The 21,382-nt window shown below is 55.2% G+C and carries 18 protein-coding genes; 12 read left to right on the top strand and 6 right to left on the bottom strand.

All coding sequences use genetic code 11. The annotated features are described in order from the left end of the window. Nucleotides 1-129: 129 nt before the first annotated feature. The 9 genes from CFN46_RS14300 (at nt 130) to CFN46_RS14260 (ending at nt 7,152) form a co-directional block, all read left to right on the top strand. Entirely contained in the window at nt 130-600 is a 471-nt protein-coding gene (locus CFN46_RS14300; RefSeq protein WP_088743864.1) for a Fur family transcriptional regulator, read from the top strand. 60 nt (nt 601-660) lie between these two features. Next, complete coding sequence (locus CFN46_RS14295; RefSeq protein ID WP_088743863.1) at nt 661-1,998, top strand: dihydroorotase; 1,338 nt, start codon at nt 661-663, stop codon at nt 1,996-1,998. A 76-nt stretch (nt 1,999-2,074) separates the two neighbouring features. Next, nucleotides 2,075-3,175 (top strand): metal ABC transporter solute-binding protein, Zn/Mn family, encoded by a 1,101-nt coding sequence (locus tag CFN46_RS14290; protein WP_024950488.1) that lies wholly within the window; start codon nt 2,075-2,077, stop codon nt 3,173-3,175. A gap of 138 nt (nt 3,176-3,313) precedes the next feature. Further along, the gene (locus CFN46_RS14285) at nt 3,314-4,144 is read left to right on the top strand and encodes a metal ABC transporter ATP-binding protein (RefSeq protein ID WP_088743862.1); all 831 of its coding nucleotides are present in this window, start codon (nt 3,314-3,316) and stop codon (nt 4,142-4,144) included. Nucleotides 4,145-4,207: 63 nt separating this feature from the next. Further along, nucleotides 4,208-5,029 (top strand): metal ABC transporter permease, encoded by an 822-nt coding sequence (locus tag CFN46_RS14280; protein ID WP_024950490.1) that lies wholly within the window; start codon nt 4,208-4,210, stop codon nt 5,027-5,029. 52 nt (nt 5,030-5,081) lie between these two features. Continuing rightward, nucleotides 5,082-5,525 (top strand): phosphoribosyl-AMP cyclohydrolase, encoded by a 444-nt coding sequence (gene hisI / locus CFN46_RS14275; protein ID WP_035158371.1) that lies wholly within the window; start codon nt 5,082-5,084, stop codon nt 5,523-5,525. Between the two features lie 5 nt (nt 5,526-5,530). Further along, on the top strand, nt 5,531-5,911 hold the full coding sequence (gene yidD, locus CFN46_RS14270) for a membrane protein insertion efficiency factor YidD (RefSeq protein WP_246116547.1): 381 nt from the start codon (nt 5,531-5,533) through the stop codon (nt 5,909-5,911). A 129-nt stretch (nt 5,912-6,040) separates the two neighbouring features. Continuing rightward, the gene (locus CFN46_RS14265) at nt 6,041-6,442 is read left to right on the top strand and encodes an MbcA/ParS/Xre antitoxin family protein (RefSeq protein WP_024950493.1); all 402 of its coding nucleotides are present in this window, start codon (nt 6,041-6,043) and stop codon (nt 6,440-6,442) included. Between the two features lie 128 nt (nt 6,443-6,570). After that, entirely contained in the window at nt 6,571-7,152 is a 582-nt protein-coding gene (locus CFN46_RS14260) for an RES family NAD+ phosphorylase (RefSeq protein ID WP_248623578.1), read from the top strand. 135 nt (nt 7,153-7,287) lie between these two features. Here CFN46_RS14260 and CFN46_RS14255 read toward each other — a convergent pair whose 3' ends face one another. Then, complete coding sequence (locus tag CFN46_RS14255) at nt 7,288-7,719, bottom strand: SufE family protein (protein WP_024950495.1); 432 nt, start codon at nt 7,717-7,719, stop codon at nt 7,288-7,290. 94 nt (nt 7,720-7,813) lie between these two features. Next, the gene (locus tag CFN46_RS14250; RefSeq protein ID WP_024950496.1) at nt 7,814-9,097 is read right to left on the bottom strand and encodes a site-specific integrase; all 1,284 of its coding nucleotides are present in this window, start codon (nt 9,095-9,097) and stop codon (nt 7,814-7,816) included. Nucleotides 9,098-9,498: 401 nt separating this feature from the next. On the opposite strand from CFN46_RS14250, the gene CFN46_RS14245 reads away from it, so the two are divergent. After that, a complete protein-coding gene (locus tag CFN46_RS14245; protein WP_024950497.1) occupies nt 9,499-10,464 on the top strand; it encodes a DNA-binding protein in 966 nt (321 codons plus the stop codon). Between the two features lie 130 nt (nt 10,465-10,594). Here CFN46_RS14245 and CFN46_RS14240 read toward each other — a convergent pair whose 3' ends face one another. From CFN46_RS14240 to gorA, 4 genes are all read right to left on the bottom strand, one after another. Next, the gene (locus CFN46_RS14240) at nt 10,595-11,995 is read right to left on the bottom strand and encodes a PhoH family protein (RefSeq protein ID WP_088743861.1); all 1,401 of its coding nucleotides are present in this window, start codon (nt 11,993-11,995) and stop codon (nt 10,595-10,597) included. A 271-nt stretch (nt 11,996-12,266) separates the two neighbouring features. Then, nucleotides 12,267-14,846 (bottom strand): TRAP transporter permease, encoded by a 2,580-nt coding sequence (locus CFN46_RS14235; protein ID WP_088743860.1) that lies wholly within the window; start codon nt 14,844-14,846, stop codon nt 12,267-12,269. A gap of 329 nt (nt 14,847-15,175) precedes the next feature. Further along, entirely contained in the window at nt 15,176-16,165 is a 990-nt protein-coding gene (locus CFN46_RS14230; RefSeq protein ID WP_211242464.1) for a TAXI family TRAP transporter solute-binding subunit, read from the bottom strand. Nucleotides 16,166-16,670: 505 nt separating this feature from the next. Further along, nucleotides 16,671-18,059, bottom strand: a complete 1,389-nt coding sequence (gene gorA / locus CFN46_RS14225) for a glutathione-disulfide reductase (RefSeq protein WP_024952751.1) — start codon at nt 18,057-18,059, stop codon at nt 16,671-16,673. A 283-nt stretch (nt 18,060-18,342) separates the two neighbouring features. Between gorA and can the strand changes: the two genes are divergently transcribed. Together can and CFN46_RS14215 are read left to right on the top strand one after the other, a co-directional pair. After that, on the top strand, nt 18,343-18,999 hold the full coding sequence (gene can, locus CFN46_RS14220; RefSeq protein ID WP_024952752.1) for a carbonate dehydratase: 657 nt from the start codon (nt 18,343-18,345) through the stop codon (nt 18,997-18,999). 694 nt (nt 19,000-19,693) lie between these two features. Further along, nucleotides 19,694-21,289, top strand: a complete 1,596-nt coding sequence (locus tag CFN46_RS14215) for an ABC transporter substrate-binding protein (protein ID WP_088743859.1) — start codon at nt 19,694-19,696, stop codon at nt 21,287-21,289. Nucleotides 21,290-21,382: the final 93 nt, after the last annotated feature.

The following is a 21,382-nucleotide window of genomic DNA, read 5'->3' as shown; positions in this document are numbered from 1 at the left end:
CCCTATGTCTTGCATGTGGCTCAGCGAGGGCAATTTGCCTAGAATAAGGCTCTGGTCATTCAGGCAGACCACTGACAGCACCTAATGCTGCCACTGTGTGTGCTGCCCTCCCGACACTCAGGATTCTTCATGCCCGAGCAATTTTCGCTGATCGACCAGGCAGAACGTCAATGTCTGGCGAGAGGTGCGCGCTTTACTCCGATTCGGCGACGCGTACTGGAATTGATTGCGGCCAGCCATGGCGCACTCAAAGCCTACGACTTGCTTGATCAGCTCGCCAAGGAACATGGCGCAGCACGCCCCCCCACGATTTACCGTGCACTGGACTTCCTGATTGCTCAGGGGCTTGTCCACCGTATCGAATCACTCAATGCCTATCTGGCTTGCCACTGCCCAGAGCATCAGCACGGCTTTCAATTATTGATCTGCCGCGGCTGTGGGCGAGTTGAAGAAATGCATGATGATGATCTCGGTTCACGGTTGGCTGCCAGTGCCAGCGCACATGGCTTCACGATTGAGCGGCAAACGGTAGAACTGGAAGGGCGTTGCGGCGAGTGTATTGCCCAAGGGCTCACCTCAGTGGAATCTTCTGCACACTGAACAGGCCCTTGCGGACAATTTTGATACGTTATAACATTTGATCACCACGGAGGACGTCACATGCTGGACATCCGCATCTCACAGGCACAAGTCGTCAATGAAGGCACCATTTCCACTCTGGATGTGGGCATCAAGAACGGACGTATCCATGACATCGGTAGCGATCTGTCTCATCTGGATGCGCGTGAAGTCATTGATGCCAAGGGACGCCATCTGCTGCCGGGCATGATTGATGATCAGGTACATTTTCGTGAGCCCGGGCTGACCGCCAAGGGCAATATTGCCACCGAATCAGCCGCCGCCGTGGCGGGAGGCATTACCACCTTCTTTGATATGCCCAATGTCAAACCGGCTACGCTGGATAGCGCCGCACTGGAAGCCAAGTTCGCCGTTGCCGCCGGACGTGCGCACGCCAATCATGCGTTCTATCTGGGTGCCAGCAACGACAATCTGGAAGCAATCAAGACGCTTGATCCCAACCAGACCTGCGGCATCAAGATCTTCATGGGGGCCTCTACCGGCAACATGTTGGTTGATGATCCAGATATTCTGGAAGGTATCTTCAAGCATGCGCCGACGCCCATCGTCACGCATTGCGAAGATACGCCGATGATTCTGGAAAACGAAGCACGCTGGCGTGAGCGCTTCGGTGAAGACGTGCCCTTCTCCGAGCATGGACGGATCCGTTCACGCGAAGCCTGTATCAAAAGTTCACGTTTGGCGATTGATCTGGCGACACGCAATGACACCCAGCTTCACGTATTGCACCTGACGACCGCGGAAGAAATGGCGCTGTTTACGCCGGGCCCCATGAAGGGTAAACAGATTACCGCTGAAGTCTGTGCACATCACCTGTGGTTCAGTGATGTCGACTATGACGAGCGTGGCAGCCTGATCAAGTGCAATCCGGCCGTAAAGACCCAGGCCGATCGTGCTGCACTGCGCGCTGCCGTGATGGATGGTCGTATCGATATCATCGCCACTGATCACGCGCCGCATACCTGGGAAGAAAAGCAGAACCCATATTTCAAGGCCCCTTCCGGTCTGCCGCTAGTTCAGCATGCCCTGCTGTCGCTGCTCGATCAGGTCAAGGACGGTGTTTATGACCTGGAGACCCTGGTGCAGAAGACGAGTCATAACGTGGCAGAGCGCTTCTCCATCGTTGACCGCGGCTATATTCGCGAAGGTGCTTTTGCCGATCTCGTATTGGTCGACCTGAATGGCGAAACTCGCGTGACTCGCGACAACGTGCTCTACAAGTGTGGCTGGAGCCCCTTCGATGGCGTGACGTTCAAGGCGCGCATCGATGCCACCTTCGTCAACGGTATCAAGGCTTACGACGGTAAGACCGTCGCTCCGGTAGCCAATGGTCAGCGTCTAACATTCAATCGCGGCTGAGTGAGGCAATAATGTATCGGTCTTGATCGATACACAGCGCCCGCATGATGTCGTGATCTCAAGAGGAAGTTGTTTCATGACACTGCATGCGGGCCATGCCCTTCGTAATGCCGGCCATTTCAATGGCCGCACTCTTCGTCGGACCCTGCGTCCAACCTTGCGGCTACGCCTGACCACTGCGTTGTTGGGGGGGCTAGCTGCACTGTCTGCTCCCTGGGCAATGGCTCAGACGGATGAGCAGCCGCTCAAGGTGGCGGTCAGTATTCCGCCGCTGCATTGGATGGTTGACCAACTGGCCGGTGACTTTGTTGATATCACCACGCTGGTGACGCCTGGCAATAGCCCCGATACCTATGATCCCACGCCTCGTCAGGTTGCAGCACTGTCCAGCGTGCCGCTCTACCTTGCGATTGGCGTGCCGTTCGAGCAGGTATGGTTGCCGCGCCTTGAGCAGAACCAACCTGAAATGCAGGTCGTACATCTCGAGGCAGGTCTCAAGACACGCTTCTTCGGTGCGGGCGAGGCTCACCACCATGATGACCACGCCAATCATGATGAGCACGAAGATCACGCCGATCATGACGAGCACGAAGATCATACCAATCATGATGAGCACGAAGATCACGAGGCACACGCGGCACACGCGGGTCACGATGATCATGGGGAAGACCAGGGTGAAGCTGATCCTCACCTATGGCTGGATCCGGAGCGCATGATGAAGATGATCGAGCGCACGTCAGATGTCCTGGAAGCCCATATTCCAGAGCATGCCAGCGATATTCAGGCCAATGAGCAGCAATTGCTGGCATCCCTTGATGCGCTCGACAGCGAAATCAGTCAGCAGCTCGCTCCGTATCAAGGGCGTAATTTCATGATCTTCCACCCAAGCTTTGGCTACTTCTCTGATCGTTATCAGCTAGTGCAGCATGCTATCGAGACTAGTGGTCGTGAGCCGACACCACGTGAGATGGCGCAGGTGATAGCGCGGGCGAAAAGCGAAAAGATCGGCACCATCTTCGTGTCAGGTCAATTCTCCCAAACTGCTGCCAAGCGTATCGCTAGTTCATTGAATGCCAAGGTTGCTGTGCTAGACCCATTGGCCGAAGACTATCCCGAGAATCTGCGTCAGGCTTCCATAGCATTGCGCAAAGGCTTCGAGCTGACTGATAGTCAGTAATTGAGACGATGGCCGATTAGAGAATTGATCGGATAATTATCGCGCTGGCCACGCAATGTTTGTGGTTAGCCATCTGTTACACCAGACAGGCGGGCGCGTAAGCGTCCGCCTGTGCATTGATCTGAGGTTACCCTCTTCATGGCCATCCCCTCCTCCGCCCGCGTGATTAAGGCGGACAGTCAGTCGGATATTCCGGTGACAGGTCGTAGCGTAGGGCCGGTATTCCGCCCAGTGCCTCCCGATGTGCCCGATGCCATTGATATTCGCGGCGTGACCTTTCGCTATGGCGAACAGGTCATTCTTGATAGCGTCGATTTTCAGGTGGGTGCGCGTGAAATCGTCGGGCTCATTGGTCCTAACGGTGGTGGAAAAAGCACGTTGCTGAAGCTGGTGCTGGGCTTGTTGAAGCCAGTGTCAGGATGCGTGCAGGTGCTAGGTAAATCGCCTAGTGCTGCCGCGCGCCATATCGGCTATGTGCCGCAGTTCGCCAATTTCGTGAAGCGCTTTCCCATTCGCGTCGAAGATGTCGTGTTGATGGGCCGTCAGGGGCGTTCACGCCACTGGGGCCCTTGGCCGCGTGCTGATCGTGAAGCGATCGAAGCCGTACTTGAGGAAGTCGACATCAGTCATCTGCGTCGTCGGCATATCGATGCACTGTCCGGCGGACAGTTACAGCGTGTACTGATTGCGCGTGCGCTTGCCGCTGAGCCGCGCCTTTTGTTGCTGGACGAGCCAACGGCAAGTGTCGATAGTGACGGCGAGCGCTCTCTTTTCGAGTTGTTTCATCGCCTGGCCAATCGCATGAGCGTGGTCGTGATCAGCCACGATCTCGGCTTTATCAGTGATTATGTCGATCGCGTCGCCTGTCTCAATCGTCAGATGGTTATTCATGATACCGAGGCGCTGACCGCTGATTCCATTGAGAAGCTCTATGGTGACCACGTCCACATGATTCACCATCATCACTGAGCAGCGTCATTCACCTTTCATTTTATCCATGGCTCATTCTCGCGAGCTCAAGGCCCGATTCGCATGAACTTCATTACCGCTCTGGGCAGTCAGGACTTCCTGCAAAATGCCCTGTTCACCGGACTATTGGCCAGTATCGCGGCCGGATTGGTCGGGCCCTATGTCGTGGTGCGTCGTATCGGCTATCTTGCCGGCGGCATTGCACACACGGTACTCGCCGGCATGGGTATCGCCTACTTTCTCGGCGCCAACCCATTGATGGGTGCCTTCGTCAGCGCCATTCTCGCTGCGCTCCTGATCGGCTACATCAGCCTCAAGGGCTTTGATCAGGAAGACACCGTCATTGGTGCGCTGTGGGCGATAGGCATGGCGACTGGCATACTCTTCATCAGTCAAACGCCGGGCTACAAGGTTGATCTGATGAGCTATCTGTTCGGCAATCTGTTGCTGGTACCAGCAGAAGCCATCAGCATGCTGGCCTGGGTGGTCGGAGGGCTTGCGCTGGTATTGCTGGTTGTACACCGGCCGCTCACCGCCGTCATTTTCGATGAAGAATTCGCGCGTCTGCGCGGGGTGCCGGTCAAGTCGCTCTATTTATTGCTGCTGGTACTGGTCGCCATTACCGTCGTGCTGCTATTGCAGGCCGTCGGTCTGATCATGGTACTGGCACTGTTATCATTACCTGCTGCCTTGGCGGGCCATCATGCTCGTTCACTGGGCATGATGATCGTGGTCGCAAGTCTGGCGGCGATGGCGTTCACGACTGGCGGTCTGGCGATTTCATGGCAGTTCGATCTGCCTGCTGGCGCCACTATCGTGCTGGTCGCGGGCATCGCCTATCTGGTATCACTGGTCTGGCGCAGTACGCGCGGCCAGCGTCGATAATCGATCTGCCCTGTCTTTATCTATTACCTAACTACTGCAAGGACCTTTCCGGATGGCACAGGATGGACTGCTGAAATCGCTGGAAAATGCAGACGTCGGCGAAAAGCTCGCGCTGGATACGTTGCTCAGTGCCCTGCCCTGGAATGCGGATGGCCTGATCCCCGCCATTGCTCAGCAGCATGACAGCGGTGAAGTCCTGATGATGGCATGGATGAATGCAGAGGCATTGCACGAAACGCTGACCAGTGGTCGCGTCTGCTATTTCTCGCGTTCGCGCAGCAAGCTATGGCGCAAGGGGGAAAGCTCGGGACAGCAACAGCTGCTGGTGAGCACACATCTTGATTGCGATGGCGATACCTTGCTGGTCAAGGTCGATCAGACTGGCCCTGCCTGCCACACCGGCCGCAAGAGCTGCTTCTACTGGCAGTTGGATGCCGAGGGCGCCACGATTACCGATGCTCCGCTGATCGATCCCGCAGATCTGTATGGTAAGTGAATCATATGGCTAGCCCTGATCCTCAACACCCGCTACGGCGCCGACTGGCCAGTGCAATGTCTGCTGTACTGGTCGGCATGTTGCGCGGCTATCAGCTGATCATCAGCCCTTTGCTGGGTCCGCGATGCCGTTTCTATCCCAGTTGCTCAAGTTATGGGCTAGAGGCCATCAAGGTGCATGGCCCTTTGAAAGGTTGCTGGCTGACCCTCAAGCGATTATCGCGCTGTCATCCATTAGGTGGGTCCGGCGGCGTTGATCTGGTGCCTCCACGCAGCGGCTCGGTGTCGGCAAGCTCCGAACGCTCCTGTATTGATCATTCTTGTGCTGATCGTCGTGATGGTACTCCTGTGTTGCGCGATACCTCCTCCGAAAATGATGTGTCATAGCCGCTGCGTATCACCAAGCCGTCATTCAGTAGTGTCGAGTCCCTCATGGCCAATAGATGCCACTACGCAGGTGAAGTGAATTTGTGATAATCTACACATGTGTAGATTATTAGCTTCAGGAGGCTCCCCATGTCCACCGCTACCGCCATTGATCGTGTTTCCCCTACTAACCCCAATGTAGGCCGAGTGGCACTCAAGTCCTTCTTCAATATCATGGAGAAGTGGCAATGTAGTGCTGCCGATCAGCGAGTGCTGTTGGGGGGGATCGGCACAACGACCTTCCATAAATATCGCAAGCTACCGGAAGTACGTCTGCCCAATGACACCTTGGAGCGTATCTCCTATGTGATGGGGATTCACAAGGCGCTACGGATCCTGTTCAGCAATACGCCAGAAATGGCCCATGAATGGGTGCGCCGTGCTAACCGTGCTGCGCCCTTCAATGGTCGTAGTGCGTTGGATTACATGCTGGCTGGCCAAGTGGTGTCACTGGCGGATACCCGCCGTTATCTCGATGGTGTGCGCGGATGAAGTCCTCCATGGTAAGCACGCCACCACCGCTTACCTTGCCACAATGGCAAAGCGCTTGGCGTGTAATCTCGAGTGCTTTCCCGCCTATCTCGGTTTTTGAGGACATCCTCGAGCCTGAGGAGTTGGAGATGGCATTCGTCATCGAAGCCATGACCAACGATCGCCTGCGTGAAGAGGCAGGAGAACTTTCGCGTGTTGCCTCAGAAGACCGTATCAGTGGGCCTGGCTCGACGCCGGTAATGGCAGCCTTTACGCATATCGGTCGTGCATCACGCTTTACTGATGGCAGCTTTGGCGTCTATTACTGCGCCAGTACGCTGGATACGGCGATTGCGGAAACACGCTTTCATATGGCGCGCTTTCTGAGTGATACCACGCAACCGAGTCAGGAAATGACCATGCGTAGTTATGTAAATCAGGTCACTCAAGTATTACATGATATTCGTCAGGGATATGACGCGTTGTGCCTCGCCGATATGAATAGCTATCCGACTGGGCAGGCATTTGCCGCACAGTTGCGAGAAAGCGGTAGCTGGGGGTTGCTGTATCCGAGCGTACGCAATGCCAGTATCGATCAGGAGGCTGAATGTGCTGCCATTCTGCGCCCGCCGGCGGTCAGCATTCCCATCCAGGGGCCACACCTGCGCTATGTATGGGATGGCCAGCATCAGGCCATGACCCATGTCTTGGAGGTCAAGGAGCATCGTTGACGCTGAGGAGCGTGGAAAGAGATTCTCTTATCGTTTGCTCAAGTCAAAAAAACGCCCGTGATCACCGACCCTTTTCAAGGTTAGTGATCGCGGGCGTTTTGATCATGAATCTAGTCGTGGTTCAACAATCAACCATTACGCCTTGGCATGCAGTTCTGCGACACCATAGATGCGCTTGAGCATGGCGTGTAATCCATTGGAGCGCGTCGGCGACAAGTGCTTGTCCAGACCAAGCTCCGCGAGGAAAGTCGGCTGAGTTGCGACAATTTCTTGTGGTGTGCGGTCATTGTAGATACGCATCACCACCGCAATCAGGCCGGCGACGATGGCTGCGTCAGAAGTGGCTTGGAAGTGTAGACGTTGCTCACTTCCCTCGCCTTTTACCTCAGGATGAATCCAGACATTGGACTGACAGCCGTCAATCTTGGTGTGCGGCCCCTTCAGTTCTTCCGGATAAACCGGCAGTGCCTTGCCCATGTCGATGATGTACTGATAGCGGTCCATCCAGTTGTCGAAAAAGCTGAATTCCTCGACCAGTTCCGCTTGCGCCTGCTGGGCCTCGCTCATGCTGACTCCATCTTGTCTGGTGATGCGGATAACGCACGGTACGTAACGTGTAATCATCCCATGATAACGCGCCAATTCGCGTGGCGCACGGCGCTTAGATGTCGTGATCATCAGTCGCTTGCGAACGTGCCCCTAATGAATGCCGCGCCATCTGCTCCTGCCATTCCGAATCTTCGGCATGCAGATAGCGAGATGTCGTATCAAGGCGTGAATGCCGTGCGGAGCGTGATAAAAAGCGCAGCTCCACGCCCGCTTGCGCCTGATGGGTAATGGCGGTGTGGCGCAACCAGTGCGGACTGGCCTTCTCGAGGCTACGCGCCATCAGCTCGCTGGCATCGCCGGGCTGCTCGGCGCGTGCCCGCATGTCTCCAGCTGCTTGGGCAAACGTCTGCTTGATCAATCGATAGAGCTGGTTATCCCCTAATGGAGTCGTGCCATCCAGGCGTGGTATCAGTGGCATGCGCTCATCATCTGCCAATGCCTGCGGTTGATCACTCATGCCACGAACGCGACGCCAGCGACTCAAGGCCTCAAGCATCGGTGGCGGCAGGGGAATTTCGGCCAGCTTGGCGCCTTTGCCAATGACACGCCACCACCACTGCCCTTCTCGCAGTGATATATCACCCATGCGCGCCGCTGCCATCTCGGCAATACGAGGCGCCATGAGGTAGGCGAATGCAAACAGAAAGCGCTGACGCTCTGCCACGAAATGTTGGCGGCGCTCCATGATTGATGCGGCTGTACTATCACCGCTTGGCTGTATCGCTGAGGCCATGCATTGCTGCTCGATACGCTCCCACAGCCAGTCCCAGAGTGGCCGCTCCAGGTAACGCTCAACGTGCTGAGTGCGATTGTCCAGACGACGTTTATCACGCATCAGGCGGAAAGGGTTGCGACTCAGATAACCTGCCTCGACCAACCAGCTATACAGCCCCTGAAGAATTACCAGGCTCTGTCGTCGGCTCGCTGGCGCCAACGGCCCTCGAAAGGGACGCCATTCGGGATGTTTTCGGGCGCGCACGCTGCCAATCCAGCGCTGTGCAGGACGTGGGTCTGCCAGAAAGGATTCAAATTGTTCCAGTCGCGCGCGATCCAGACTCGATAACGTCGCTTCTCGGCCCAGCTCGCCCTCCGCCTTCAGCCATAACAGCAGACGCTCTGCTTCCTTGCGGTACGCGCGCAGTGTTTGCGCGCTGTGGAGGTATTCGGCAAGCCAGGCAGCCACCGCTTCTATATCTGTACGCGCCCGAATTAGCGTGGGCTGAGATGATGCCGAGCGCGCGCTCGTGGCTTCCGTTTTCTGTAGCTCGCCTTCGAGATGATTTATCAGCGTGTTGATACCACCAGCTCCACTGTTATCTGCTGCTTCATACACCATATGGGTGGCGATTCCTGTAGTTGAAGCTCATATCGAGGCGTGTAGACCCTTGTTTTCAGGCAATAAGAGCCCCTTTCGCCTACCGCGTGCTATCCCTGTGTTTATTGTGCTGTTGTACTCATAATTATTCAAGATAAGGCGCGTAATCATGAATTTATATTCGCTTTCGTATCGTAAATTACATATTACGTATAACGTAATTATCTTTATCCTGCACCATCAACACGGTATGATTGACTCAAGCGGCAACGCCATCTGGTCATTGGTCGTCCTGGGGAATGCATAAAGTAGCCTCATGGCGCGATATCGCACGATTCTGGTGCTATTAAGGTGGTAGTCGACATCGCTTCATGGCGTAATGGCCGTTAAGCATTTACTTCAGAATATGGACGGAGATTCCCATGGCGCGCACTGGCGTCCAGTACGAGGATGTACAACGAGCCATCGAGTCACTGATGGCGCGGGGCGAAGCCCCAAGCGTGCAGAAAATTCGTGAGGTGCTCGGCACGGGCAGCTTCACTACCATCAGCGATCATTTACGCGAGTGGCGTCAGCGACGTGCGGAAAAGCGTGATGAGCCCTTGAGTCAGGCAATGCCGGATAGCTTGACCGAGACACTCGCGGTGGTGTGGAAGGAAGCTCAAGGTCTGGCAAATGAGAGCCTTGTCCACTACCGACATGAAGCGGACAAGCAGACGAGTGCTGCCCGCGAATCTGAGGCCCAATCGCAGCGCCGCGCGGAAGATGCTGAGCAGCGACTGAGTGCTTTATCGGAGCAACTGGCGCAGGTGCAGGCGCGGCTTGAAGAACGAGTACAAGCACTTGCAACCCTGACTCACGAGCGGGAGCACTGGCAGCAACACCAGGAAAAGTTAGAAAAGCGTCTGACGCTGGCGCAGGAAGATGCCACAGCGCTGGAACGCTCGCGTGAGCACGATAACGAGCGACATCAGCAGGCGCTGCAAGATCAGGATGTTGAATGGAAAGAACGACTGGTGCAGGAAGAGTCGCGCCATGAGGCGAGTGAGACGCGCTTGATGAAGATGCTCGATGATGCACGCCTCGAGAAGCATGAACTCGACAAGCAGCATCGTCGTCGCCAAGAACAGCTCGAGAAACGCATCGAGCGTCTTGATGCTCAGACGGCAGAGCAGCGTAAGTTGCTGCAGGAAGAAGAGCGTCGCCGCTTTGAAGAGGCGACGTTGCGCCAGCAGCGTGATTCAGAGCTCAAGAGCTTGCGGGCGCAACTAGAGCACTCAACTGCGGAGCAGTCGCGCGTCGAGGCCCAGTTGGTACAGGTCAATCACGAAAATCGCATGCTGCAGGAACGCCTATCGCACGCACCATTGCCGCCATTCGTTTGCTGAGCAGCCCCCTTTCAGCATCATGATTCATGAAGCTCCAGGCGTGCCCGCTACTGGTGGGATAAAGCAAGACGCCGCCCTTATGGGCGGCGTCTTGCTGATTCTCATTGGGCAAAAGATGATCTCTTGCTCGCTAAAGCAGCTCTTCTGCCACTAGTGCCAAACGCGAGCGTTCAACACATTTTAGCGTGACGTGTCCCGCATGTGGCCAGTTGGCGAAGCGTTGCACTGCTACCGCAAGACCACAGGTGTTGGCTGTCAGATACGGTGTGTCGATCTGTCCAACATTCCCCAGCAATACCACCTTGGTATTTGCTCCCGCTCGCGTCAGCAGCCCTTTAAGCTGCTTGGGCGTCAGGTTTTGCGCTTCATCAATGATCAGGAAGGTATCGCTCAGGGTACGTCCGCGCATGAAAGACGGTGAGCGAATCTGCACGCGATTACCGATCCACGCCCGTGTTGCCTCTTCGCTCCATGCACTGGTGCCTTCACCCTCCTTACGCAGCAAGTTGTCCATGTTGTCGTGGAAGGCCCCCATCCAGGGCGACATCTTCTCTTCCTCTGTGCCGGGCAGAAAGCCTATTTCTTCGCCCATCGCAATCGGCGCGCGAGTGAAGATGATGCGCTCGAAGCGTTTTTTCTCGAGTGTCTGCTCAAAGGCTGCTGCAAGGGTCATGTAAGTCTTGCCTGTGCCTGCGCTACCGGCGATCGACACCATGTCGATGCTTTCATCCATCAGTAGATTAAGGGCGAAGTTCTGACGGCTGTCATGAGCATTGACACCCCAGGCACTCCGTTCATTACGGTAATTCTGCAGGACCTCGAGCGTGGCATGATCATGCCCCAGCTCACGCACGATAGCCTCGAAGCTTGCCCCGACATCACAGTCGGCAATCAGCATGCCGGGATACCAGTCGCTCGGCATCTGCCCAGAGAGTTGGTAGAAAGTACGATGATGTTCGCGTGTCACAGTGACATCAAATTTGAGATCATCCCAGACACCTTGACCGTCAGGCCCAGCTTCATGATAGAGCTTGACCCCCTCGATCATGGCATCACTGTCGGTGAAGGCTCTATCGGTCAGATAGTCTTCTACCGCCATGCCCAGCGCAGCAGCCTTGATACGGAGATTGATATCCTTTGTCACTAGGATGACTGAGATACCCTGGCTACGTGCCACCAGGCTTTGAGTTTCTGCAAGAATACGATTATCAGCGCAGGCGTCGCTTTGATCGACAGTCCCAGAGAGAAAGTGAAGATGACCGGAGCCGCTCAGTGTTCCTGGCAGCGGGATGCCGCGCAGGATTTCCTGAGGGGTGATGTCGGCAGTGAGATCAGACAAGGTACGACTGATTTGACGAGCAGTGTGGGCGATCTCCTTATTGCCATTTTTGTGCTTATCCAGCTCCTCAAGGACAGTCATCGGAATGACGACATCGTGCTCGTCAAACTGGAAAATGGCCGAGGGATCGTGAATCAGCACATTGGTATCGAGGACATACAGGCGGTGGGACTGCTTCTCGACTCTTACCATTGGCGACGTGCCTTCCGTTGGAGTGTGCCCTTTGAAACTAGCATGCTGAATATGTCGATTGTGTTTCAAATCACTCGCCAATTTCACGCTGAGACTAATGACAGGTCACGCAACGCAAGCGCATACTTTGTCTCCGCTAACGGCCTGCAGTACTTTCTTCATCGATCATGGCCCCGCCATCCAGATGCCATAAAAAAGCCGCCCCGGCATGCCGGGGCGGCTTTTTGTCATGAACTGCTTGACGGTTTATACCACAGGGTCAAATACCCTATCAGGCGGCAATCGCCTCGCGGCGACGGCGCCTTACCTGTAGCCAACCAATCAACCACAACAGTGCGATGGCAGGCAGCATGGCAATTTCTTTTGGCGGACGTTCAGCCGTCTGTTCAATATCATCAATGGTGAAGTCGAAATCGATACCGGCCTGCTGGGCCACACTACCGTATTCAACCATGCTCACCACGACCTTCTCGTCACTGATATCCAGCGTCAGACCCACATCACTCAGACGTGCCTCGCCTCCTTCGGCATCAGTCACCGGCAACAGCATGGTTCTGGAGACACTGTCACCATCCAGGTTGGTTCCGGAGACATGGATGCGAAGATCAGAATTGGCGGGTGCCTCAGCCATTATCGTTTCGATCTGCTGCGGTGGAATCAGCGTGACTGGCGAGTAAATCATGTCCCACCAATACCCCGGGCGGAACAGCGTGAAGGTGATCAACAACATGGCCACCGTTTCATACCAGCGGGTACGGGTCAGCCAGTAGCCTTGCGTCGCGGCCGCGAAGACCAGCATCGCTCCCACTGCCGAAGCCACGGTGATCGCAAGATGCCAGTAGCTATCAATATTCATCAACAACAGATTGGTGTTAAAGATGAACATGAACGGCAGAATTGCGGTACGAATGTCGTAGGTAAAGCCCTGGATACCGGTCTTGATAGGGTCCGACTTGGCAATTGCGGCGGCCGCAAAGGCCGCTAACCCCACCGGTGGCGTATCATCCGCCAATATCCCGAAGTAGAACACGAACAGATGGACCGCGATCAACGGCACGATCAGGCCATTTTCTGCGCCTAAATTGACGATAACCGGCGCCATCAGCGTCGAGACCACGATGTAGTTAGCCGTGGTCGGCAGTCCCATACCCAATATCAGGCTGATAACGGCGGTAAAAATCAGGATCAGGATCAGGTTGCCTGCCGAGATGAACTCGACGAAGGCGGTCATCTTCAGGCCAAGGCCCGTCAATGTCACGGTTCCTACGACAATACCCGCCGCAGCAGTGGCAACGCCGATACCGATCATGTTCTTGGCGCCAATCACCAAGCCATGAAAGAGATCTTCCCCGCCCAATTGTACCGCAGCTGGGACATTACCTTCCTTGCGGAAAATGGCGACCAGCGGACGCTGTGTGACGGTGATGAAGATCATGAACAGGACGGCCCAGAAGGCAGATAGTCCTGGAGACATGCGTTCGACAGTCAGGCACCAGACCAGCACGACAACAGGCAGCAGGAAGTAGAGACCTACCTTGACGGTCGGGCCGACAGGCGGCAGCTCATCGATGTCGCCATGATCCAGCTCAGGGAAACGAGCAGAGTAAGCAATCAATCCTACGTAGGCAGCCAGCAGCAGTGGCAACACGATATAGACAGCGCTATCACCGGCCATCGTCTTGATCCAGCCAATACCGTAGTACACCACCAGTGTCAGGATGCTCATGCCGATAAAGACGGTCAGGAAGGTAAACAGTGTCGCGATCAGGCTGGTCTTGTGAGTCCGCTTCAGCCCTTCCATACCCGCCTTGCAGGCTTCGAGATGAACGATGTAGATCAGGGCAATATAGGAAATCAGCGCTGGCAGTAGTGCATGACGAATGACGTCAAGATACGGAATGCCGACATATTCGACCATCAAGAAAGCGGCAGCACCCATGATAGGGGGAGTCAGCTGCCCGTTGGTCGACGCTGCCACTTCCACGGCAGCGGCTTTGCTTGCAGGGAAGCCCACTTTCTTCATCAGCGGGATGGTAAAGGTACCCGTTGTCACCACGTTGGCAATTGATGACCCGGAGATGATGCCGGAAAGTCCAGAAGCAACCACGGCTGCCTTGGCTGGCCCGCCACGCATATGGCCCAGCATCGAGAAGGCCATGCGGATGAAGTAGTTACCGGCACCAGCACGCTCAAGCAAGGCGCCAAATAGAACAAACAGGAAAACAAAATCTGTGGATACGCCTAGCGCAACCCCAAAGACCCCTTCCGTCGTTAACCACTGATGCCCTAGCAGCTTGTTAAGACTAGCGCCGGCATGCGCAATGACATCCGGCATGTAAGCGCCGAACAGGCTGTACAGCAGGAAGACGCTGGCAACGACTGCCAGTGGTGGCCCGAGCGCACGTCGTGTTGCTTCCAGCAGCAACGTCAGACCGATGCCCGAGAACACCAGATCTACCGTGGTATAAGCGCCAGCACGCCGTGCCAGCTCATCACTGAATATCAGGACATAGGCAACGCCAGCCACTGCGAAGATCGCCAGCGCCCAATCATATAGCGGGATACGGTTGGCCGGTGCACCCTTGTAAGCAGGATAGGCAACGAACGCCAATGAGATGGCAAAGCAAAGGTGCACGGCACGCGCGGTGTCGGAGTTCAGCAAGGACAATGGTGATGCGTGATACAGCTGGAACAATGACCATGCCAGGGGCACAAGCCACATGAAGTGGCGTCCGAAACCAGTGGGATGACGCCCACCGGTTTCCGACTCCAGCATTTCCAGCACTTCAGCATCATGGTCCGTCTTGGCGCCAGGCGCCTCAGACGTTGCTGCAGTTTGAGTTTTGGTCATTTTATGTGATCCGATCTACGCGAGTCAGGCGATGGTCGGCAATGTCATCTGGAGGTCATGCGTACAAGCCGCGCGACACGGTTCAATACAGGAGTGACATTGCCTAACCACATGCTTATCAAGCTGGTTACATCTTCAGTATGTCCGGCTTGACAGATGTTTCCATTAATTGGCTGAAATCAGGCTTCTTTCCCCTGCTCAAGCCTCGGGCATGGCCCGATCATGCACGGCGACAAACTCTGTCGTCCGCATGCACAGGGACCGCAACGAGTGCGGTCCCTGTGATGAAGCTCAATCAGGCGTGTTGAGTGCTGAGATCAGCAAGTGCATCACTCGCTCAGCAGCCCAGCTTCCTTATAGTATTGCTTGGCGCCATCGTGCAGCGGAGCAGTCAGAGATGCGCTGACCATCTCTTCTTTCTTCAGAACCTGGAAGGCCGGGTGTAGACGCTGGAACTGATCAAAGTTGTCGAACACTGCCTTGACGACTTCGTAAGCCACGCGATCTTCGACAGCAGCGCTGGAGACAATGGTAGCGCGCACACCGAAGGTGGTGACGTCATCATCGTTACCGCGGTACATGCCGCCCGGGATGGTGGCGACGGAGAAGTAGGGCTTCTCTGCTACCAGCTTGTCGACCGCAGCACCGGTGACATTGACGATGTTCGCGTCACAGGTCGTTGTCGCTTCCTTGATAGAACCGGACGGATGGCCGACGACATAGACATAGCCATCTATCTTGTTGTCGCACAGAGCAGAAGACATCTCGGATGCCTTCAGTTCAGACGCCACTGAATAGATGCTGGTGTCCTTGTCTTGAGAAGACAGCAAGGTGTCGATGGTGGAACGCTGGCCTGAACCCGGGTTGCCGATGTTCATGCGCTTGCCTTCCAGCTGATCGAACTCGGTCACACCGCTGTCCTTGCGAGCTACGACAGTGAACGGTTCCGGGTGTAGCGAGAACAGAGAGCGCAGATCTTTGTTAGGACCGAAATCAGCAAAGTCACCCTCGCCTTCGTAGGCATTGTAATGCGCGTCAGACTGGGCAACGCCCATGTCCAGTTCGCCGGTACGGATGCTGTTCAAGTTGTAGCCGGAGCCACCGGTAGACTCGACGCTACAACGAATGCCGTGTTCCGCTTTGCCACGATTGACCAGACGGCAGATCGCGCCACCGGCCGGATAGTAAACGCCTGTTACACCGCCGGTGCCAATGGTGACGAAGGTCTGTTCAGCGGCATTTGCGCCTCCAGCGATCCCCATCAGGCCAAGACCTGCGGCCGCGACCGCTACTGTCAACGACTTCTTGATCATGGTCATGTTGTAACTCCCTTTGCTGGCTTGTTATTGGTCTTACTGTCTTGCACCTGGCACGAAATCCGTACCTGCTTGCTCATGCAGCGGTAAAAATGGCTGAGAAGCGGTTACTTACCTAGGACAAGGTTGATATTTCAGTAACTTGAGGTGCATGACGCTAGGTGCAGACTAGCATAGCTGATCTCTCTGGTACGGGCCTGAAATGCTTTATGCTACGAAAGATGTATGTGCTGGCAGAAACATGTGAGAAGGCTACTTCCACAGTGTATCGGCGTAATAGAAAACTTCGCTTTATTTGCCTTATTCATTCGTACGTCATGTGGTGATTCGTGATTTAAGCTTGCTTGCAAGAGGGAGTCACGTTACTTACAAGTCCCACTGAATAGAGGCACAAAAAAGCGCCTCCCGACATCGTCGTGAGGCGCTTTTTGTAACTTCATGTGAGGCTGTCTCGAGCGTTAGCTCCGTCTCAAGACGGTCATTTAACTCACCATGCGTCGCGTCGTCATCAGGTGCGTGTGACGCTACGCATGGTGACGAACTCTTCCGCTGCTGTCGGATGAATGCCGACCGTCAGGTCAAACTGAGTCTTGGTCAGCCCTGCGCGCACCGCGATACCGATGCCCTGCATTATTTCACCAGCCTCGTCTCCGACCATATGAACGCCAACAACCTTGTCGGTTGCATCGTCTACGATCAGCTTCATCAGGCTACGCTCGTCGCTGCCTGACAGGGTGTGCTTGAGCGGGCGGAAGTCAGCGGTATAGACGCGAATGCTGTCGAAGGTGGTGCGTGCCTCTTCCTCGCTCAATCCAACGGTACCGATGTTGGGGTGGCAGAACACCGCGGTAGCGATAGTGGTGTAATCCAGACCACCGACAACACCATCACCAAAGTGCGCGCGCACCAGATGCATGGCTTCTTCCAAGGCGACCGGTGTCAATTCTGGCCCACCGATGATGTCGCCCAGCGCCAGGATGGACGGCGTTGTCGTTTCGAAGCGTTCGTTGACGCGCACGGTGCCATCGACATTCAGGGCCACATCGACATTTTCAAGGCCAAGACCATCGATATTCGGTTTGCGACCGGTCGCGGCCAGAATGCAGTCCACTTCAAGCTGAGTGCCGTCATTGAGTAGCACGTGATAGACATCACCTTGCTTGTCGATGGACGTGACCGTGGTATTGAAGTGCAGGTTGACGCCCTTCTTGGCCATCTCGTCACGCGTGAATTCACGCACTTCGTTGTCAAAGCCACGCAGGAACAGGTCGCCGCGATAGCTGAGATGAGTCTCGGAGCCCAGGCCATTGAAGATGCTGGCGAACTCAACAGAGATATAGCCTCCGCCAATGACGAAGAAACGCTTGGGGAAGCTTTCCAGATCGAAGATGCGATTAGAGTCTAGTGCATGTTCGCGGCCAGGGAAGTCTGGCAGAAACGGCCAGCCACCCGTCGCGATCAGAATCTTGGCGGCGGTGTGCTGCTCGCCATTGACGACTACAGTGTGGGCATCCGCAATGGTGGCACGTCCTTCAATCAGCGTGGTGCCGGAATTGTTGAGCATGTTGCGGTAAATGCCGTTGAGGCGTGAAATTTCGGCAGTCTTGCGATCCCGCAACGTCGCCCAATCAAAGCGCGGTGCTTCGTCGAGATTCCAGCCAAAACCAGCACTGTCCTTGAAGCTGTCATGATAGTGCGCAGCGTAGGAATAGAGCTTCTTCGGTACACAACCCACGTTGACGCAGGTGCCGCCAAGATAACGGTCTTCTGCGACAGCGACGCGCGCGCCGGTGGCAGCAGCGGTACGCGCAGCGCGAACGCCACCGGAACCGGCGCCAATGACGAATAAATCGAAGTCAAAGCTGCCTGTAGCTGGCTGAGTAGTCTTATCGGACACGGGAATCTCCTTGGTAAATTGCCGACATGGTATCAGGACTCCAGCGCCCTCGGGAGTCCCGTGGCCGGGGTAACTGTTACTCGCCCTTGACGCCGCAGGTTGACCCTATGGGTCATCGCACGGTAAAAACACTAGAGGAGCATGTTAGACAAAAGTTACAACATGCCATTAAAAGTGGCTGTTTGCCTCGCTCTGCGCAGCTTCAATCGGCGCTACGAACAAAGAGCCTCTGTACAAGACTGTTCCCCTGCCCCGTCATCCTGAAAAAAGTGGTCTCTCTGCCATGAGCAATATCGAAAAACTGCTGGAGCAAAACAAGGTCTGGGCTGAGTCCATGACCGAGCGTGACCCCGAGTTCTTCAAGCGCCTCTCTAATCAGCAGAATCCGGACTATTTATGGATTGGCTGCTCGGACTCCCGTGTACCCGCTAACCAGATCATCGACCTTCCGCCGGGTGAGGTCTTTGTTCATCGCAATGTCGCCAACCTGATTCACTACAATGACATGAATGCGCTGTCAGTGATTCAGTACGCCGTCGATGTCCTTAAGGTCGAGCACATCATGATCGTCGGCCATTACGGTTGCGGAGGCGTACGCGCCGCCATTACCGGCGGCGATAACGGCATCGTTGATTACTGGCTACACAGCGTGCGAGAACTCTACAACCTGCATTACGCTGAAATCATGGGGCTGCCACTGGGCGAGCGCGTCGATCGTATGTGCGAACTGAATGTCCGCTCTCAGGTTCAGAATCTCGCACGCACCAAGATCCTGCAGCGTGCTTGGGAACGTGGCCAGAAAATACAGGTTCATGGCTGGGTATATGGACTGTCTGATGGTCGAGTCAACAATCTGGACTGCACGATCAGCGATCTGTCACAGGTGCCGCACCTTTACCGCGTTGACCGCCTCGAACCGCTACCGCTCATTTCTGAATGAATGCACCTTTAGCATTGCGGAGTGTATAGCCATCTAGCATTCAAGAAACGCTCTACGTATAACGCCTCCTTTGTCGGGAGGCGTTATACGTTAAGGCTCCGGTAGGCCCTTACAGACCTAGACTTTGGGATAGGTTTTGGCGTTGCACCACATTGAATCAGCCAGAGAAGAATACGCCCATCAGCGCTGCATATTGAGCGGCCTAACGATATTTGTTCGCAAGACTCGATTAACTCCGCTCAGTGGTCTAACGAGCCTTCTGTGCATGCGCGCAACGCGCTTCCTTCGCCATTAATCGTGAACAATCGACGATAGCGCTTTCTTTTTAATAGGTGTATCTATCTGATAGTTAATGATTTATTGCTATTTAAAAGATCGTGGATGCTTGTCACCATCAAGATCATCCACATGATTCTTGGCTTCTGAAATACTGCCTGTGCTTCTGATGATCCCTTCGTTATTTTGCAAGATTTTCTCTTGTCGCTCAGCGCACCATCCTGGCTAGTGTTGCGTTTCTGTAGACAGGGCTATTCATGACCTGAATCCGGCTACTCAACATTTCGATTGTCTCGTTGCCAAGTGTCTCTCTACTGTTAGGGTGCATCTCCTGTCTTCACCCCGCCGCCATCTCTTGGTGCGGTAGATTCGAAGATAGCTACAAGAACAACCAAACAATACAAGCAAAGGGAAGCTCATGACCCGTCAGAATGCCTTCCAGTCCCTCTTCCAAAAGAAGACCCTGTGCGCGCTGATCGGCAGCGCCACACTGGCCATGACGGCTCCGGCCATGGCCGAAGATGTCACTCTGCGTATGGCCTACGACGCTGATCCGGTTACGCTCGATATTCACGAGCAGCTCTCCGGCGGGACCCTGCAGCTGTCGCACATGGTGTATGACCCGCTGATTCGCTGGAACAAGGAGCTTGGTTTCGATGGTCGCCTGGCCAAGAGCTGGGAGCGTGTTGACGACAACACCATGCGCTTCCATCTGCGCGAAGGCGTCAAGTTCCACTCCGGCAATGATTTCACCGCCAAGGATGTGGTCTGGACCGTGGAACGCCTGAAGAAGAGTGCCGACTTCAAAGCCATCTTCGCACCATTCAGTGAAGTGAAGGCCGTTGATGACTACACGGTAGAGCTTGTCACCGACAAGCCATTCCCGCTGGTCCTCAATGCTGCTACCTACATCTTCCCGATGGATAGCGAGTTCTATTCCGGTGACACTGACGACGGCCAGGCCAAGGATGAGATCGCCAAGGCGTCCAATACCTTTGCTTCACGCAATGTGTCCGGCACCGGTCCTTATGTGGTGACCGATCGTCAGCAAGGCGTTCGTATCACTTTCGATCGCTTTGAGGACTACTGGGATACCGAATCTCCAGGTAATGTCGATGAGATCGTGCTGACGCCGATCAAGGAAAATGCCACCCGTGTCGCGGCCCTGCTGTCTGGCGACATGGACTTCATTGCTCCTGTACCGCCGACGGATCTTGAACGCATTCGCAAGCAGGATGGCGTTCACCTCGTCGAGATGGGCGGTACTCGCATCATCACTTTCCAGATGAATCAGGAGCGTGTTGAGGCCTTCAAGGACAAGCGTGTCCGTCAGGCCGTCAACTACGCCATCAACCAGGAAGGTATCGCTCAGAAGCTGATGAAAGGCTTCGCGACACCTGCCGCCCAGATGTCACCAGATGGCTATCAGGGACATAACCCGGAGCTCAAGCCGCGTTATGACGTGGCCAAGGCCAAGGAGTTGATGAAAGAAGCGGGCTACGAAGACGGCTTCAAAATCACCATGACGGCGCCCAACAACCGTTATGTAAACGATGCCAAGATTGCTCAGGCGGTCGCTTCGATGCTGGCCAAGATAGGCATCCAGGTTGATCTCAAGACGTTGCCGAAAGCGCAGTATTGGCCGGAATTCGATGCACGCTCAGCTGACATGATGATGATCGGTTGGCACTCGGATACTGAAGATAGCGCCAACTTCTTCGAATTCCTGACTTACTGCCCGGATGCAGACAGTGGCGTCGGCCAGTACAACTCCGGCAATTACTGCAACCCGGACGTCGACAAGATGGTGAATGATGCCAATCTGGAGACTGACACCGAGAAGCGCGCCAAGATGCTGCAGGCTGCCGAGAAGGCAGTCTACGACGATGCCGGCTTTGTCCCGCTGCATTGGCAGAACCTGGCCTGGGGTGCACGTGATGGCATCGAGATCGAACCGGTGCTCAACGTGATGAACTTCCCGTACTTGGGTGACCTGGTCATCGAGCAGGACTGATCATTCACTACTGAAAGCGCGATCGGTAAATAGCTCCCGCCTGCCCCGGCGGGAGCTCATGTGCTGACTCTGGCTACCGATACCAGTCGTGGC

The sequence above is a fragment of the Cobetia sp. QF-1 genome, from assembly GCF_002213105.1.
Lineage (GTDB): Bacteria > Pseudomonadota > Gammaproteobacteria > Pseudomonadales > Halomonadaceae > Cobetia > Cobetia crustatorum.
This window is presented reverse-complemented; position numbering and strand designations above follow the sequence as displayed.